11 protein-coding genes are annotated in these 15,168 nt (G+C 71.5%); 8 read left to right on the top strand and 3 right to left on the bottom strand.

What is annotated here, in order from left to right:
• Nucleotides 1–1,839: 1,839 nt before the first annotated feature.
• Genes KBX21_RS25855 through purN form a run of 3 tightly spaced genes read right to left on the bottom strand, consistent with a single transcriptional unit; the run spans nucleotide 1,840 to nucleotide 4,889 of the window.
• Nucleotides 1,840–2,697, bottom strand: a complete 858-nt coding sequence (locus KBX21_RS25855) for a bifunctional methylenetetrahydrofolate dehydrogenase/methenyltetrahydrofolate cyclohydrolase (RefSeq protein ID WP_210844232.1) — start codon at nucleotides 2,695–2,697, stop codon at nucleotides 1,840–1,842.
• Between the two features lie 21 nt (nucleotides 2,698–2,718).
• Nucleotides 2,719–4,281 carry a bifunctional phosphoribosylaminoimidazolecarboxamide formyltransferase/IMP cyclohydrolase gene (gene purH, locus KBX21_RS25850; RefSeq protein WP_049571939.1) on the bottom strand — a complete coding sequence of 521 codons (1,563 nt, stop codon included), beginning with the start codon at nucleotides 4,279–4,281 and terminating at the stop codon, nucleotides 2,719–2,721.
• Entirely contained in the window at nucleotides 4,278–4,889 is a 612-nt protein-coding gene (gene purN, locus KBX21_RS25845; RefSeq protein ID WP_049571934.1) for a phosphoribosylglycinamide formyltransferase, read from the bottom strand. Before purN ends, purH begins: the two co-directional genes overlap by 4 nt.
• A gap of 328 nt (nucleotides 4,890–5,217) precedes the next feature.
• Between purN and KBX21_RS25840 the strand changes: the two genes are divergently transcribed.
• The 8 genes from KBX21_RS25840 to KBX21_RS25805 all read left to right on the top strand — a co-directional run bounded on the left by KBX21_RS25840 (nucleotide 5,218) and on the right by KBX21_RS25805 (nucleotide 15,141).
• On the top strand, nucleotides 5,218–5,610 hold the full coding sequence (locus tag KBX21_RS25840) for a hypothetical protein (RefSeq protein WP_049571931.1): 393 nt from the start codon (nucleotides 5,218–5,220) through the stop codon (nucleotides 5,608–5,610).
• Between the two features lie 237 nt (nucleotides 5,611–5,847).
• Nucleotides 5,848–7,908, top strand: coding sequence for a chain length determinant family protein (locus KBX21_RS25835; protein ID WP_210844230.1), 2,061 nt, complete (start codon nucleotides 5,848–5,850; stop codon nucleotides 7,906–7,908).
• Nucleotides 7,905–9,317 carry a ligase gene (locus KBX21_RS25830; RefSeq protein WP_247666357.1) on the top strand — a complete coding sequence of 471 codons (1,413 nt, stop codon included), beginning with the start codon at nucleotides 7,905–7,907 and terminating at the stop codon, nucleotides 9,315–9,317. The genes KBX21_RS25835 and KBX21_RS25830 overlap by 4 nt, the downstream gene beginning before the upstream one ends.
• A complete protein-coding gene (locus KBX21_RS25825) occupies nucleotides 9,314–10,537 on the top strand; it encodes a phosphotransferase (protein ID WP_049571924.1) in 1,224 nt (407 codons plus the stop codon). Before KBX21_RS25830 ends, KBX21_RS25825 begins: the two co-directional genes overlap by 4 nt.
• A gap of 122 nt (nucleotides 10,538–10,659) precedes the next feature.
• Nucleotides 10,660–11,535, top strand: a complete 876-nt coding sequence (locus KBX21_RS25820; RefSeq protein ID WP_049571921.1) for a sulfotransferase — start codon at nucleotides 10,660–10,662, stop codon at nucleotides 11,533–11,535.
• Complete coding sequence (locus tag KBX21_RS25815; protein WP_210844228.1) at nucleotides 11,505–13,082, top strand: lipopolysaccharide biosynthesis protein; 1,578 nt, start codon at nucleotides 11,505–11,507, stop codon at nucleotides 13,080–13,082. The genes KBX21_RS25820 and KBX21_RS25815 overlap by 31 nt, the downstream gene beginning before the upstream one ends.
• A gap of 71 nt (nucleotides 13,083–13,153) precedes the next feature.
• A complete protein-coding gene (locus tag KBX21_RS25810; protein WP_049571914.1) occupies nucleotides 13,154–13,612 on the top strand; it encodes a polysaccharide biosynthesis protein in 459 nt (152 codons plus the stop codon).
• Nucleotides 13,609–15,141: a glycosyltransferase gene (locus KBX21_RS25805; protein WP_049571910.1), complete on the top strand. Its 1,533-nt coding sequence runs from the start codon at nucleotides 13,609–13,611 to the stop codon at nucleotides 15,139–15,141. The genes KBX21_RS25810 and KBX21_RS25805 overlap by 4 nt, the downstream gene beginning before the upstream one ends.
• Nucleotides 15,142–15,168: the final 27 nt, after the last annotated feature.

The raw sequence follows: 15,168 nt of genomic DNA, 5'->3' as shown, positions 1-15,168 counted from the left end.
GGGGGGGGGTTGGGGGGTGGGGGTGGGGTTGCTGTAGCGGGAACCCTCCACAGCTGGGGTTGCTGTGCGCTGCCGGTTCTACGGGCTGAGGTTGCTGTAGCGGGAACCTTCTACGGCTGTGGTTGCTGTGTGCTGTGGGTTCTACGGGCTGAGGTTGCTGTAGCGGGAGGTTCTACGGACTGGGGTTGCTGTAGCGGGGACCCTCTACGGCTGTGGTTGCTGTGTGCTGCCGGTTCTACGGGCTGAGGTTGCTGTAGCGGGGACCCTCTACGGCTGTGGTTGCTGTGTGCTGCCGGTTCTACGGGCTGAGGTGTAGCGGGGACCCTCTACGGCTGTGGTTGCTGTGTGCTGCCGGTTCTACGGGCTGAGGTTGCTGTAGCGGGGACCTTCTACGGCTGTGGTTGCTGTCGCGGGGACCTTCTACGGCTGTGGTTGCTGTGTGCTGTGGGTTCTACGGGCTGTGGTTGCTGTAGCGGGAGGTTCTACGGCCAACCCGTTTTTCCCATTAGCTGAAGGCGGTCGGGTGCTGCTTACTGCGTACCCCTTGGGGTCATTCGGTCTGGTCAGGGCGGGGTGGGTGGATGGTGCTGTGCCCGCACCGCACTTGGCGGTCGTGCTGTTGAGTGGCAGGTCTGGTAGTTCAGGGCCAAGTACGGCGACGGGCCACCCCCCAGGACTACTGGTGTGTTCTAGAGATGCGTGTCCCCACCTCTGGCGAAAACCCCCGCCGTCTGAGGGCCGACCACCGCTCTACGGCGAACCCGCACCACTGAGCCAAGCGCACGAGTGCACGTTTGTACCCCGCTGTGTCTGAGGGGATTTGCGCCGTGCGGGTTCAACCACCGGATGGCGAAGCTTCCAACCCCGCGCAGGCCGGGGTAGCGCGTACCTGCACGTTTGTACCCCCTGTGGTCAAGGGGGTTTGTGCGGTGCGGCCTACTACAGAGCGCGATGGGGGTTCAAGCAAACCCCCTGGCGCTGAGTGGTCTGCGCACCGCGCACGTTCAACCACCCAGGGCGGAGGCCCGCACGGAATCAACCCCCTCAGGCCCCAGGGGGTGTGCGCGTGCAGGTGTGCAGCCGCCTCAGCCCCAGGGGTGTGCTTGAAGCTCGGAGTCCGCTGGTTGAACCCGCACGGCGCAAATCCCCGCAGACACAGCGGGGTACAGAGGTGCAGGTACGCGCTGCGCTGGGTGGAGCGGGTTGGCCGTAGAGCGGTGGGCGGCGCTCAGACGGCGCGGGTTTTTACCAGTGCTGGGGACACGTTCTTCTCGAACACGTCGGTTGTCCTGGGGGGTGGCCCGTCGCCGTACTTGGCCCTGAACTACCAGACGGCCACTGGTCTGCTCATCCGCCAAGTGCGGTGCGGGCACAGCACCATCCACCCACCCCGCCCTGATTGGAAAGTTCGACCCCAAGGGGTACGCAGTAAGCAGCACCCGACCGCCTTTAGCTAATGGGAAAAACGGGTTGGCCGTAGAAAGCCCGCGCGACAGCAACCCCAGCCCGTAGAGGGTTCCCGCTACAGCAACCACAGACCGTAGAACCCACAGCACACAGCAACCAAAGCCAGTAGAGGGTTCCCGCTACAGCAACCACAGACCGTAGAACCCACAGCACACAGCAACCAAAGCCCGTAGGACCCAACCAACCACACCAACCACAGGCTCAACGGCCCCCAGCCCCCAGCCGGTTCTTCCGATGCCGGAGCATTGAAGGGGGCGGCCCCTCCCGGGACCGCCCCCTTCAATGCACGAACCGGAGCCTGGAGTCCAGCGACCTCAAGTCCTGAGCCTAAACTCCAGCAACCCCAAGTCCAGCAACCCCAAGTCCAGCGACCTAAACTCCGGCGGCCTGGCGTTCGGCGGCCTCGACCACGTTGACCAGGAGCATGGCGCGGGTCATCGGACCCACGCCGCCTGGGTTGGGCGACACGTGCCCGGCGACCTCGGGGACGTCGAGGGCGACGTCGCCGACCAGACCGTCGTCGGTGCGCGAGACACCCACGTCCAGCACGGCCGCGCCGGGCTTGACCATGTCCTTGGTGATGATCCCCGGCACGCCCGCGCCAGCGACGACGATGTCCGCCCGGCGCGTGTGCTCGGCCAGGTCACGGGTGCCTGTGTGGCACAGGGTGACGGTGGCGTTCTCCGAGCGGCGGGTGAGAAGCAGCCCCAGAGGACGACCCACGGTCACCCCCCGTCCCACCACGACGACCTCGGCGCCCTTGATCGGCACCTCGTAGCGGTTGAGCAGCTCCACGATGCCGCGCGGGGTGCACGGCAGCGGCGCCTTCTCCATGAGGACCAGCTTGCCCAGGTTGACCGGCTGGAGGCCGTCCGCGTCCTTGGCCGGGTCGATCAGGCCGAGCACCCGGTTCTCGTCCAGGCCCCGGGGCAGGGGCAGCTGCACGATGTAACCCGTGCAGGCCGGGTCCTCGTTGAGCTCGTGGACGGCCTGCTCCACCTGCTCCTGGGTGGCGTCGGCGGGCAGGTCGCGGCGAATACTCGCGATACCCACCTGTGCGCAGTCCCGGTGCTTGCCGCGCACGTAGGAGTGGCTGCCCGGGTCGTCACCGACCAGGACGGTGCCCAGACCGGGGACGACACCCTTGGCGTGCAGCTTGGCCACCCGCTCCGCCAGTTCCTCCCTGATGGCCTTGGCCGTGGCCTTGCCGTCCAGGACGATCGCGCTCATGCGTAGCTCCTCGCTGACTGGTTAGTGGAAGAAGTGGCGGGTGCCGGTGAGGTACATGGTGACCCCGGCCGCCTCGGCGGCGGCGACCACCTCGGCGTCACGGACCGAGCCGCCGGGCTGGACCACCGCGCGCACGCCGGCCTTGGTGAGGATCTCCAGTCCGTCGGCGAACGGGAAGAAGGCGTCGCTGGCGGCGACCGAGCCGCGAACGCGCTCCCCGGCGCGGGAGACCGCGAGCCCCGCGGAGTCGACCCGGTTCACCTGGCCCATGCCGACGCCGACCGTGGCGCCGTCGGAGGCGAGCAGGATCGCGTTCGACTTGACCGCGCGGACGGCCTTCCAGGCGAAGGCGAGGTCGGCGAGGAGCGCCTCGTCGGCGGGTTCCCCGGTGGCCAGCGTCCAGGTGGCCGGGTCGTCGCCCTCGGCGTCGATGACGTCGGTGTCCTGGACCAGAAGGCCGCCACTGATCTGGCGGGTCTCCACACGGGGCCCCCGTGCGGGGTCGGAGACCACCAGCAGGCGGATGTTCTTCTTGCGGGAGAGCGACTCGACGGCCTCGGCGGTGAAGCCGGGGGCGACGACCACCTCGGTGAAGATCTCGAAGATCTGCGCGGCCAGTTCGGCGCCGACCTCGCGGTTGGTGGCGATCACGCCGCCGAAGGCCGAGACTGGGTCGCTGGCGTGCGCCTTGCGGTGCGCCTCGGCGTTGTCGGCGCCCACGGCGATGCCGCACGGGTTGGCGTGCTTGATGACGGCCACGCACGGCTCGTCGAAGTCGTAGGCGGCGCGCAGGGCGGCGTCGGCGTCGACGTAGTTGTTGTACGACATGGCCTTGCCGTGCAGCTGCTCGGCCCCGGCCAGGCCGCTGGCCGTGCCGTCGGTGTACAGCGCCGCCTTCTGGTGGGGGTTCTCGCCGTAGCGCAGGGCCGCCTGGCGGGTGTGCGCCGAGGCGCGGAAGGCGGGCCAGCCGGTGCTCTCGGTCTCGGCATCGGGGGCGTAGGTGCCCGCGAACCAGTCGGCGACGGCGGCGTCGTAGGCGGCGGTGTGCTGGAAGGCCAGCCCGGCCAGGTGCTTGCGCTGGTCCAGGGTGAACCCGCCCTCGCGGACCGCTTCGAGAGTGGCGCCGTAGCTGGCGGGGTCGACCACGATCGCCACGCTGCCGTGGTTCTTTGCCGAGGCCCGCACCATGGCGGGGCCACCGATGTCGATCTTCTCGATGCAGTCGGCCTCGGAGGCGCCGGAGGCGACGGTGTCGGAGAAGGGGTAGAGGTTGACCACGACCAGGTCGAAGGGGGCGATGCCCAGTTCCCTGATCTTCGCGACGTGGTCGGGGTTGTTCTGGTCAGCGAGGAGACCGGCGTGCACTGAGGGGTGCAGCGTCTTGACCCGGCCCTCCATGATCTCCGGGAAGCCCGTGACGTCCTCGACGGGGGTGACGGGGACACCTGCCTCGGTGAGGCGGGCGGCGGTGGAGCCGGTGGAGACGATCTCCACCCCGGCCGCGGCCAGGCCGACGCCCAGCTCCTCCAGGCCGGTCTTGTCGTACACGCTGATCAACGCACGCCTGATGGCCTGCTGGGTCACCGGGACTCCTTCGTGTCGGTGCGGCCGAACCGCACGTGCCTGCCGTCGATGGTCCAGCCCTCGCGGGCGAGGCGGCCGACCGTGTCGACCAGCATGCGCCGTTCCACGACCTTGATCCGCTCGTGGAGGCTGGACTCGTCGTCGCCGTTTTCGACGGGCACCGCGACCTGGTCGATGATCGGACCGGAGTCGACGCCCTCGTCGAGGAAGTGGATGGTGGTGCCGGTGACGCGGACACCGTGGGCGAGCGCGTCACGCACGGCGTGCGCGCCGGGGAAGGAGGGCAGCAGCGCCGGGTGGATGTTGACGGCCTGGTGGCGGCCGATCACGGCGGGCCCGAGGATGCGCATGAACCCGGCGGAGACCACGAGGTCGGGTTCGTGCTCGGCGATCCTGTCGGACATCGCCGCGTCCCAGGCGGACCTGTCGGAGAAGGAGCGGAAGGGGACGACGAACGCGGGAATCCCGGCCGCCTCGGCGACCTCCACGCCCCGCGTTCCCTCACGGTCCGTTCCCACTGCGACGATCTCGGCCCCGTACTCGGGGTCCTTCGCGGCTTCCATCAGGGCGGCCATGTTGCTGCCCGTCCCCGATATGAGAACCACCACTCGCGCGGACAAAGCGTGCGTCTCCCTCATGTGTAGAAGAACGGTGCGGGGACCGGGTCCCCACTCCCGGGGGCGCCGGGGGACGGCGCAGCATCCGGGATGCGCGTACGCCTGGTACTGAAGCCAGGCCTGGGCCTGATCGGCCCGTCCGCGTTCACACCCTATCGGGCCGGGTAGCGTCTACCTCACGCGGACCGGGCCGCCTCCGCCTCCGGTGGAGGCCTCGGAGGGGTGTGCGGTCCCGTGCCACCAACGCCACGAGATCCGCTCGGGCCCCGAGCGGACCACGGCGCCCCACGGTGCGGGGCGTCCCCGAAGGAGTGAACCTGTGACCGACAACAGCCCGGAGCCCCGTGCCGACGGCCAGCCGCCCAGGGTCGAGCGAGGAGGCCTGTGGGGGCTGTTCCTTGGTCTGGCGGGCCTGTTGTTCCCGCCCTACGGCGCGGTGCTGTCCGTGTTCGGTGTGGTGCAGGGGTTCCGGGCCCGGCGCGCGGCGCGGTCGAACGGGACCCAGGCCCCGGGCGCGCTGATGAGCGTGGGTCTGGGCGTGGTCGGGATCGTCGTCTCCGCCGCCATGGTCTCGGTCCTGTTCGTGTACCAGGAGCAGGCCTCGGAGTACCGCGACTGCTCAGCGAGATCCCACACGGTGTCCACTCAGAAGGCCTGCGACGAGGCCTGGGAGTCGGGGACCGGCCTGCCTCCGGTGATCGTCGGCGGCTAGGGCCGACGGGGTTGCGCTCCGTGAGGGGGCGGTGGGGTCACTCCCCACCGCCCCCTCCTTCGTTTCGGACGCGTTCGTCCGCTTAGGGGATGGATCGGCCCACGTCACCGCCGGTTTGAGGACATCCTTCCCTGGGAAAAGAGCGGTTTCCCAAACCACCAGACACAGCCAAAGGGATTACACTTAGTATGCAATCGTTCACTAAAAGTGGTGCCATGTCTGTGTGGAGAGGACCCGATGGACAGCGACGTCCCAGGCCCGTCCGGACCGGAACTGAAGGAGTACACCGCGCTGCTGAGGCGCCGCTGGCACCTTGTGGGAGCCGGAGTGCTCGGCGGGCTGGTCCTGGCCACCGCCGGGCTGTTCGCGGTTCCGTCGACCTACACCTCCGTGGCGGCCGTGCAGGTCCACCCGACGGGGATGGCCGAGTTCACCGGGGAGAGGTCCGGCCGCCTGACCGGCGACGTCAACCTCGACAGTGAGGCGCAGGTGGCCGTCTCCGACCAGGTCACCCGAGGCATGGCCGAGGAGCTGCCGGGCGCACCCTCCCCCGCGGACCTGCGGGAGCGGATCGACGTCACCGTCCCCTCCAACAGCAACATCCTCGAACTCCACTACTCGGCCCGGTCCCCCGAGGCGGCCCGGGACGGCGCCGACGCCCTCGCCGCCGCCTACCTGGAGCACCGGGGCGAGCAGGCCCGCACGCTGATCAACGGGAGGCTGGACGCCCTGCGCGAGGAGCAGGAGGGCCTGTACGAGCGGCTCTCCGAGCTGGCTTCGGAGGGTTCCGAATCCGCGCAGGTCAGCGCGGAGGCCCAGGCGGACGCCCTGCGCCAGGAGATCAGCGACCTGGGCAACGGCATCAGCCCGCTGAGCGCCCTGCTGGAGACGGTCTCGCCCGGCCAGGTGATCTCCCCCGCCGAACTGCCGGAGTCCCCCTCCTCCCCCGTGCCGCTGCTGTGGCTGGTGGCCGGGGCCGCCCTCGGTCTGATCGCCGGGCTGCTGGCCGCTGTGGTCCGGGACCGCCTCGACCCACGCGTGCACGACACTGAGGACACCGCCCGCGTCGGCGCCGTGCCCGTCCTGCTGGACCTGTCCGCCACCAGGGCCGACCGCTCCGCACCCTCCCCCGGACTGCTCACGGACGCCGATCCCGTGGGCCAGCGCGCCAACGAGTTCGCGCACCTGGTCCGTGCCCGTCTGACCGACGCCGTCCCCGTGGCCGCCGCGACCGGTGACGACACCGACGACCGGCCCGCGCCCGGACACGTGCTCGTGGTCGCCGGGACCACTCCGGGGCGCGCGGGCACCGCAGCCGCCGTGAACCTGGCCGCCGCCCTGGCCCGGACCGGCTCCGAGACCCTGCTGGTCTGCGCGGACCCGCGCGGAGGCACCGCGGAGGAACTCCTCGACCTGCCGGAGGGCCCCGGCCTGGCCGAGGTCCTGGTGGACGGGGAGGACCCCGCCGATCTGGAGGCTCGCCCCACCGCCGTGCCGCGCCTGAGGGTGCTCCGCCACGGCCGCCCGGGAGCCGCCGCCCCGGTCCAGGGCGGTGCCGCCGAACTGGTGGAGCTGCTGCGACCCCGCGCCGCCTTCGTGGTGGTCGTCACCGCGGCCGTGGTCGAGAGCGCCGACGCTCACGCCCTGGCCGCCTCCGCCGACCTCCTGCTGCCCGTGGTCGAGCTGGGCCGCACCCGCCGCGCCGAACTCACCGGCCTGGTCGCCGCCGGGGCGAGGTTCGGGGTGACCGTTCCGGGCGCCGTGACCGTACCGCGCCAGCCGAACCCGGCCGCCGCGTCCCGGTCCCGCAAGTCCGACGAGGCACCCAAGCGGGCCAACGAGGCTCCCACCGACACTGGGACCGCTGACATCGCGGAGGCCACCGGGGCGGCTGAGGCCACTGAGACCGCCCGGGTCGCTGGGTCCACCGAGCCAGCCACGGCCGCAGAGACCTCCGACACCGCTGAAACCGCCGGGGCGGCCGACCCCAGCACGTCTGCCGGTACCACCGGGGTCGCCGGGGCCACTGAGGCCACCGAGTCCGCCGAGGTCACGGAGTCCACCGAAGCTGCCGAGGCCACCGAGGTCGCGCAGTCCACCGGGGCTACCAAGGCCACTGAGGCCACTGATTCCTCCGAGCCCAGCGAGTCCGCCGAGGGCTCGGAGTCCTCCGAGGCTGACGACGCCTCCGAGGTTCCGGCGGGGTCCAACGGAACCAAGCCCGCCAAGGGCAAGTCCACGTCCGCGAAGAAGAAGTCGACCAAGCACAGGCCCGCACCCGCGGGGTCGCGGCCTTGACGGGCCGGGGCGCCGCCGTGGGCGGCCGACACGTGCCCGGTACGGCCTGGGAGGTCGCACCGCGACGCGGGGGCGCCCCGGTCACCGGGTCCCCGCTGGTGTGGTTGCTGGCCGGGTACCCGTTGTGGTGGGCGCTGGGGATGGGCCAGTTCGCCTACTGGCTGTTCGCCGTGCCCATGCTGGCCGAGCTGGTGCGCCGCCACCGGACGGTGGGGCTGCGGGTCCCGTCCGGGTTCTGGCTGTGGGGGCTGTTCCTGCTGTGGACGGTCCTGGGCCTGGCCCTGGTCCCGTTGGAGATGCCGGGGACGGTGCCGGAGAGCGGTGGCTACCCCGGCGCCCTGCTGCGGGTGATCAACTACCTGGTGCTCACGGTGCTGCTGCTCTACGTGGGCAACCTGACCGAGCGCGAACTACCGGTCCGCGTGGTGGTGTGGGCGCTGGCGGTGCTGTGCGTGGTGACCGTCGTCGGCGGTTACCTCGGGATGCTCGCGCCCCGGTTCGAGTTCACCGCGCCGCTGGAGTACCTGGTCCCGGGTTCGCTGGCTCAGGACCCCTACATGCAGACACTGATCCATCCGGCGTCCGCGCAGATCATGGACGTGTTCGGCGGGATCGAGTCGGCCCGGCCCAAGGCTCCCTGGGAGTACACCAACGTGTGGGGCTACATGCTGTCCCTGCTGCTGGTGTGGGTCGTGGTGGGCTGGTTCGTCCAGGGTTCGGGGTGGGCCCGGCTGGGCGCCCTGGCCGTGGTCGCCGTGTCCGTGGTCCCCGTCGTGCACTCCCTGAACCGCGCCCTGTGGGCCGGGCTGGCGCTGTCGTTGGCGTTCGGCGCGGTGCAGGCGGTGCGCCGGGGCCGTGTGGTGCTGGTCGGTGCCGGTGCGGTGGCCGTGGTCGCGGTGCTGATCGCCCTGGCCCTGTCCCCGCTCGCGGACGTGGTGCGGGCCCGGGCGGACAACCCGCACAGCGACGGCGGCCGGGCGGCGACCAACGCCGCCTCCGTCGAGGCCGCCAACCTGTCCCCTGTCAACGGGTGGGGCACCACCCGGGAGTCCCTGGGCAGCTCCGACTCCATCGCTATCGGCCCCACGGCCGAGTGCCCGGGCTGCGGCCAGCACGTGATCGGCAACGCCGGTCAGCTGTGGATCACCCTGATCTCCAGCGGTTGGGTGGGCACCGCACTGCTCTTCGGATTCTTCGCCTGGGTGGCCTGGCGCCACCGGGCCGCGTCGACTCCGGTCGGTCAGGGTGCCCTCCTGACCGTCCTGCTTCTGTTCTGGTACATGTTCTTCTACGTCGCGCTCATGTCCCCGCTCGCCGTCACCATGATCGCCGTCGCCCTGCTCTGGCGCGGCGAGGAACCGGTGGTCCGACGTGGCGGGGCGGCGCGCACCGGCGGGGGTGCCTGGTGAACAGCGAGACCACCTATCTGACCGACCTCGCGGCGGTGCTGTGGCCCTGCGGGGGCCTGCTCGGCACCGGGGACGGGGCGGTGCGCCGCATGGCGTACCGCAACCGGGGCAACCAGTACCTCCCGGTGCCCAACGCGCACAATCCCCGGGTGATCCTGCCCGCGCACAACCGTTCGGCGGCCACGAGGGGGATCACCTCCTTCGCGCAGGGGCACTCCCTGGGTGAGCGGCTGCGGACCCTGCTGCTGACCGGCGCCTTCGCCACGGGGGTGGCGCCGCTGCTCCTGCGCGACCGGCTGTTCGTGGGTGCGGGACCGGGGATCGAGCACGCGCTCACCACGGCCCTGGACCGCGAACTGGCCATCGCGATCCACGTGGGCCCGCCGCGCGCCAACCGCAAACCGGTCCTGCTCCTGCTCACCCCGGGCGGACGCACCATCGGCTACGCCAAGGTGGCGGTCAACGACCTCACCACGCGCCTGGTGCGCGCGGAGACCGAGGCGCTGCGCCACCTCGGGCAGGCCCGGCTCCGGGACGTCACCGTGCCCCGTCTGCTCTACGACGGCGAGTGGAACGGGCACCCGCTGATGGTGCAGGAGGCGTTGCCGGTCGGCCACCAGACGGACCGGCCCACCCGGTACCAGCTGCTGCGCTGCGTCACGCAGATCGTGGGGATGGAGAAGGTGCGCGAGCGCCAACTCTCCGAGAGCCCGTACCTGAGGACCCTGGACGATCGCATCGCCCGGCTCGGTACCCGGCCCGAGGCCGCGCCCCTGCGCGCCGCTCTGCACCGGCTCCCCGACGTGTCCCTGCCCTTCGGGGCCTGGCACGGCGATCTGACCAGGTGGAACATCGCCAGTACCGCGCGTCGGGCCTTCGTGTGGGACTGGGAGCGGCTCACCATGGACGCGCCCGCCGGTTTCGACGCCCTGCACTTCGACCTCAACGAGTGCGTGCAGGCCGGGGTGCACCCGGGGGTCCACCGGTGGCTGGACAGCGGCACCCGACTGCTCCGCGACCCGCTGATGGCGACGTGCGGCCTGCGGGAGCACGCGGTGTCCACCGTGATGGCGCTCTACCTGATCGACCTCGCCACGCGTTACCTGCACGACCGTCAGGCGGAGTCCGGCAGCGGCATGGCCGCCGTCGACGACTGGCTGCTGCCCGCGCTGGACGGGCTCCAGGAGAGAGCGGCCCACGAGGCCGCCCACCCCGTCTGACGGCCGCACCGGTCCGCCCCGACCCAAGCCACGAAGAAGCAGGCCGCGCCGCCCCGCGGCTGACCGACATCAGCCCGGCCCCTGTCCACGAACGGGGGCCACCCACACCCAAGGAGCTCGCGATGACCCGGGCCACCTCGCCCCTGAACCGCCTGGCCGAACCGGCACGGCGGGCCCTGCTCCCACTCGCGGACGGACTGGGCGGCGTCACCAGCGCCGCCCGGGCCGTGCCCGACTTCCTCATCTGCGGGGCCCAGCGCTCGGGCACCACCTCGCTCTTCAAGGCCCTGTCCCAGCATCCGGCCGCGACCGGGCCGGTCCTGCGCAAGGGCGTGCACTACTTCGACACCGGCCACCACCACGGCCCGGACTGGTACCGCTCGCACTTCCCGCTGCGCGCCTCCCTACGGCCGTGGTGGGGGCGACCCCGGGTCCGGGTGTTCGAGTCCAGCCCCTACTACCTCTTCCACCCGCTGTCCGCCGAGCGGATCGCCAAGGAGCTGCCGGACGCGCGGATCGTGGTGATCCTGCGCGACCCCGTCGAGCGGGCCTACTCGGCGCACGCCCACGAGACCGCGCGGGGGTTCGAGACCGAGTCGTTCGCGCGCGCCCTCGAACTGGAGGAGGAGCGTCTGGGCGGAGCCGAGGAACGGCTGGTGGAGGACCCCGGCCACCACTCGCACTCGCACCAGCACCACGGATACGTGGCCCGGGGCCGCTACGCGGACCAGCTGGAGCGGATGGAGCGTGCCGTGGGGCGCGAGCGCATGCACGTGGTGGACTACGCCGACCTGTTCGACGGCGGCCCCTTCGCCCTGGGCGGGATTCTGGAGTTCCTGGGCCTGCCCCCGGCGCCCGGGATCTCCCTGGGCAGGCACAACGCCCGCAAGCGCGCGGTGATGCCCGAGTCCCTGCGCACCGACCTCACCTCGCGCTTCGCGGACAGTGACGCCCGGTTGACCGCCTGGTGGGGGCGCACCCCCTCGTGGTGCGAGTGACCCCCACCGGGACGCGTCCCGGGAACGGCCTGCGCAGGGTGCTGCGCGGCGGCGTGGTGAACATGGCCGGCGCGGTGGTGAGCGCCGCGCTCAACCTGGCGCTGATCGTGGCGATCACCCGGGCGTTCTCGCAGGAGACGGCCGGTCTGCTGTTCTCGGCGACCTCCGTGTTCCTGATCATGGCGGCGGTGGCCAACGCGGGCGCCCCGGACGGGCTCGTGTACTTCATCGCCCGGATGCGGGTGTTCGGCCGTCCCGAGGCCGTGCCCGTGCTGCTGCGGCTGGCACTGGGACCGGCGGTGTTGGCCTCCTGCGTGGTCGCGGCCGCGCTGGTGGTCCTCGCCGGGCCGCTGGCCGAGGCGCTGGGGTCGGAGGAGGCCACGGCGTACCTGTGGATGCTGGCGCTCTTCCTGCCGTTCGCCGTGCTCACGGACTCCGCGCTGGCTGCCACCCGCGCCCACCACGACATGTCGGCGACGGTCCTGGTGGACAAGGTGGGCCGCCCGCTGGCCCAGCTGGGTCTGGTGGGGATGATCGCGCTGTCCGGTTCGGCCGGGCTGCTCGCCCTGGCGTGGGCCGGTCCCTACCTCCCGGCGGCGGTGCTGGCCTGGTTCTGGTTGGGGCGGATCGTGCGCCGGGCCGCGCCCGACGAGCTCCCGCCACCCGAAGCGGAGGCCCGGGACGACCGGGAGGCGGGTGAAGAGTGTGACGCCCGGGACGCCCGGGACGCGCGGGACGAGCGAGTCACCCCAGCGGTGTTCTGGGCGTTCGCGCTGCCCCGCGCCCTGGGCGGGGTCGCCCAGATGGGGGTGCAGCGCGGCGGGGTGGTGATGGTGGCGCTGCTGAACGGCCTCAGCGGCGCGGCGGTCTTCACGGCCGCCACACGGATCATGGTCGTCGGCCAGTTCGGCACCCAGGCCGTGTTGAACGCGGCCCAGCCGCGCTTCGCCGAGCTCCTGGCCTCGCGCGACCACAACGCGGTACGCGCGCTGTACCAGGCGGGGACGGCCTGGCTGGTGTGCCTGAACTGGCCGCTGTACCTGTCCGCCCTGGTGTTCGCACCCGAGGTCATGCGGCTGTTCGGGGACGAGTACGCGGCCGGGGTGGCGGCGCTGGTCATCGTGTGCGTGGGCCAGATGACCGCCCAGGTGCTGGGGATGGGCGACCTCGTCCTGACGATGACCGGGCGCACCGGCCTGAACCTGCTCAACAACGTGATGTCGCTGCTGGCCAACGTGGTCGTGTGCGTGCTCCTGGTCCCCGCGTACGGGGCCGCGGGCGCGGGGGTCGCCCTGGTGGCCTCCGCCATGGTCCGCAAGCTCCTGCCGCTGTGGCAGCTGCGCTCCCTGGTGGTGCTGCACCCGTTCAGCCGACCGGTGCTGGCCGCCACGTGCAGCGCGCTGGTGTGGTTCGGCGCCCTGCCGACGACGATGGACGCGGTGACCGGCGGCGGGGTGCCGGTCCTGGTCGCGGCCGTGCTGGTGGGGGCGCTCGGCCACCTCGGCACGGTCTGGTGGCTGCGCGAGCACCTCGAACCGCGGAGGTGAGCCCGGTCCACCCGTCCACCGTGCAGACGACTCCCACACGTCAACACCCAGAGCAATGGACTGATCACCCAATGTCAGAACGACCGGTTCTCCTGGTGGCCTCAAGCGGCGGTCACCTCACCCAGTTGCGGTCCCTGCGTCCCTGGTGGCGTGGGCGGGAACGCGTCTGGGTCACCTTCCGCACTCCCGACGCCGAGACCTCGCTCACCGACGAGTCCGTGTACTGGGCGCACCACCCCACCACGCGTGACCTCGGCAACCTGCTCCGCAACACCCTCCTGGCTCTCCGAGTGATGCGCGCGCGGCGCCCCGCCGCCGTGGTCAGCACCGGCGCCGGGGTGGCCCTTCCGTTCTTCGTCCTGGCCTGGCTGATGCGGGTCCCCACCGTCTACATCGAGGTGTACGACCGCATCGACACCCCCACACTCACCGCCCGGCTCTGCAAGCCGTTCACCCGGCTGTACCTCGCCCAGTGGGAGGAACAGCGCTCGTTCATGCCGACCGCCATCACCGTAGGACCACTCCTGTGACCGAACAGACCACCCGACCCACCAAGAGCCCCGAGGGCAGCGACCACCCGGACGTGGTCGTCAGCCTCGGCACCGACCACCACTCCTTCGACCGCCTGGTGCGGTGGATCGACGACTACGCCCGCCGCAACCCCGACCTGTCCGTCCTGGTCCAGCACGGACACAGCCGGGCCCCGGAGAAGGCCTCGGGCACCCCGTTCCTGTCCGGAGAGGAGCTGTCCGAGGCGATGCGCTCGGCCGCCGTCGTCGTCACGCACGGCGGCCCCGGAACCATCACCCAGGCACGGACCGCCGGGCACCTGCCCGTGGTGGTGGCCCGGGATCCCGAACTGGACGAGCACGTGGACGAGCACCAGTTGCTGTTCGTCCGCCGGGTGGAGGACGCGGGCCGGGTCCGTTCCTGCTCCACCGCCCAGCAGCTGCACGCGTTCATGGACAAGGCGCTGGAGTCCCCAGAGGACTTCCGGGTCGACCCGGCCGCCGACGACGGCCCCGACCGCGCGGCGCTGCGTGCGGGCGAGCTGATCGACCTGCTCACCGACGAGGACCGGCCCGCCGACGAGGGGACGGACACGCGGCGGGGTACCGGTACCGGGGTGACGACCGAGGTGCCCGGCGACACCTGGCCCGCGGTGACCGTGGTCGTGCCCACCCGGGACCGGCCCGAGCTGCTGCGCCGCACCCTGCGATCGATCGTCGAGCAGGACTACCCGGGGCTGATCACCACCATCGTGGTGTTCGACAACGACCAGCCGGACCCCTCGCTCACCCACAGCGAGGGGGACCGCCCGGTCCGCGTGGTGACCAACACGCTCACTCCGGGGCTGGCCGGTGCGCGCAACACCGGTGTGTTGGGCGCCGACACCGATCTCGTCGCCTTCTGTGACGACGACGACACCTGGATGTCCGACAAGCTGCGGGCGCAGGTGCGGATCATGCGCGACGAGCCGGACACCGACATGGTGTGCTGCGGCATCCGGGTGGTCTACGACCGGGTCGAGTCCGAGCGGACCCTGGACCGGACCAGCGTCACCTTCGCCGACCTGCTGCGCTCGCGCCTGACCGAGCTGCACCCTTCCACGTTCCTCATCCGGCGACGGGCCATGATCGACGGCTGCGGAACGGTGAGCGAGGAGATCCCCGGCAGCTACGCGGAGGACTACGAACTCCTGCTGCGGCTGGCCCGGCGGGCACCGATCCGCAACATCCCCGAGCCCGGGGTGCGGGTGCTGTGGCACCGCAAGTCGTTCTTCTCGGAGCGCTGGCAGACCATCTCCACGGCGCTGCGCTGGCTGCTGGAGCGCTATCCGGAGTTCGCGCTCGTGCCGCGCGGGTACGCGCGGATCGCGGGGCAGATCGCGTTCGCCGAGGCGGCAGCCAAACGGCGCGGCCAGGCCCTGGTGTGGATCGGCCGGACCCTGCGCCACCGGCCGCTGGAGGCCCGCGCCCTCCTGGCGTTCCTGGTGGTGTGCGGGGTTCCGGCGGCGTGGATCCTGCGCCTGCTCCACCTGCGGGGCAAGGGGCTCTGAGGCCCCCGGGTCGTTCCCCCGCCTCCG

It is taken from the genome of Nocardiopsis sp. B62 (genome assembly GCF_018070675.1).
Classification (GTDB): Bacteria; Actinomycetota; Actinomycetes; order Streptosporangiales; family Streptosporangiaceae; genus Nocardiopsis; species Nocardiopsis prasina.
The sequence above is the reverse complement of the archived record's forward strand: the minus strand, read 5'-3'. Positions and strand labels throughout refer to the sequence as shown.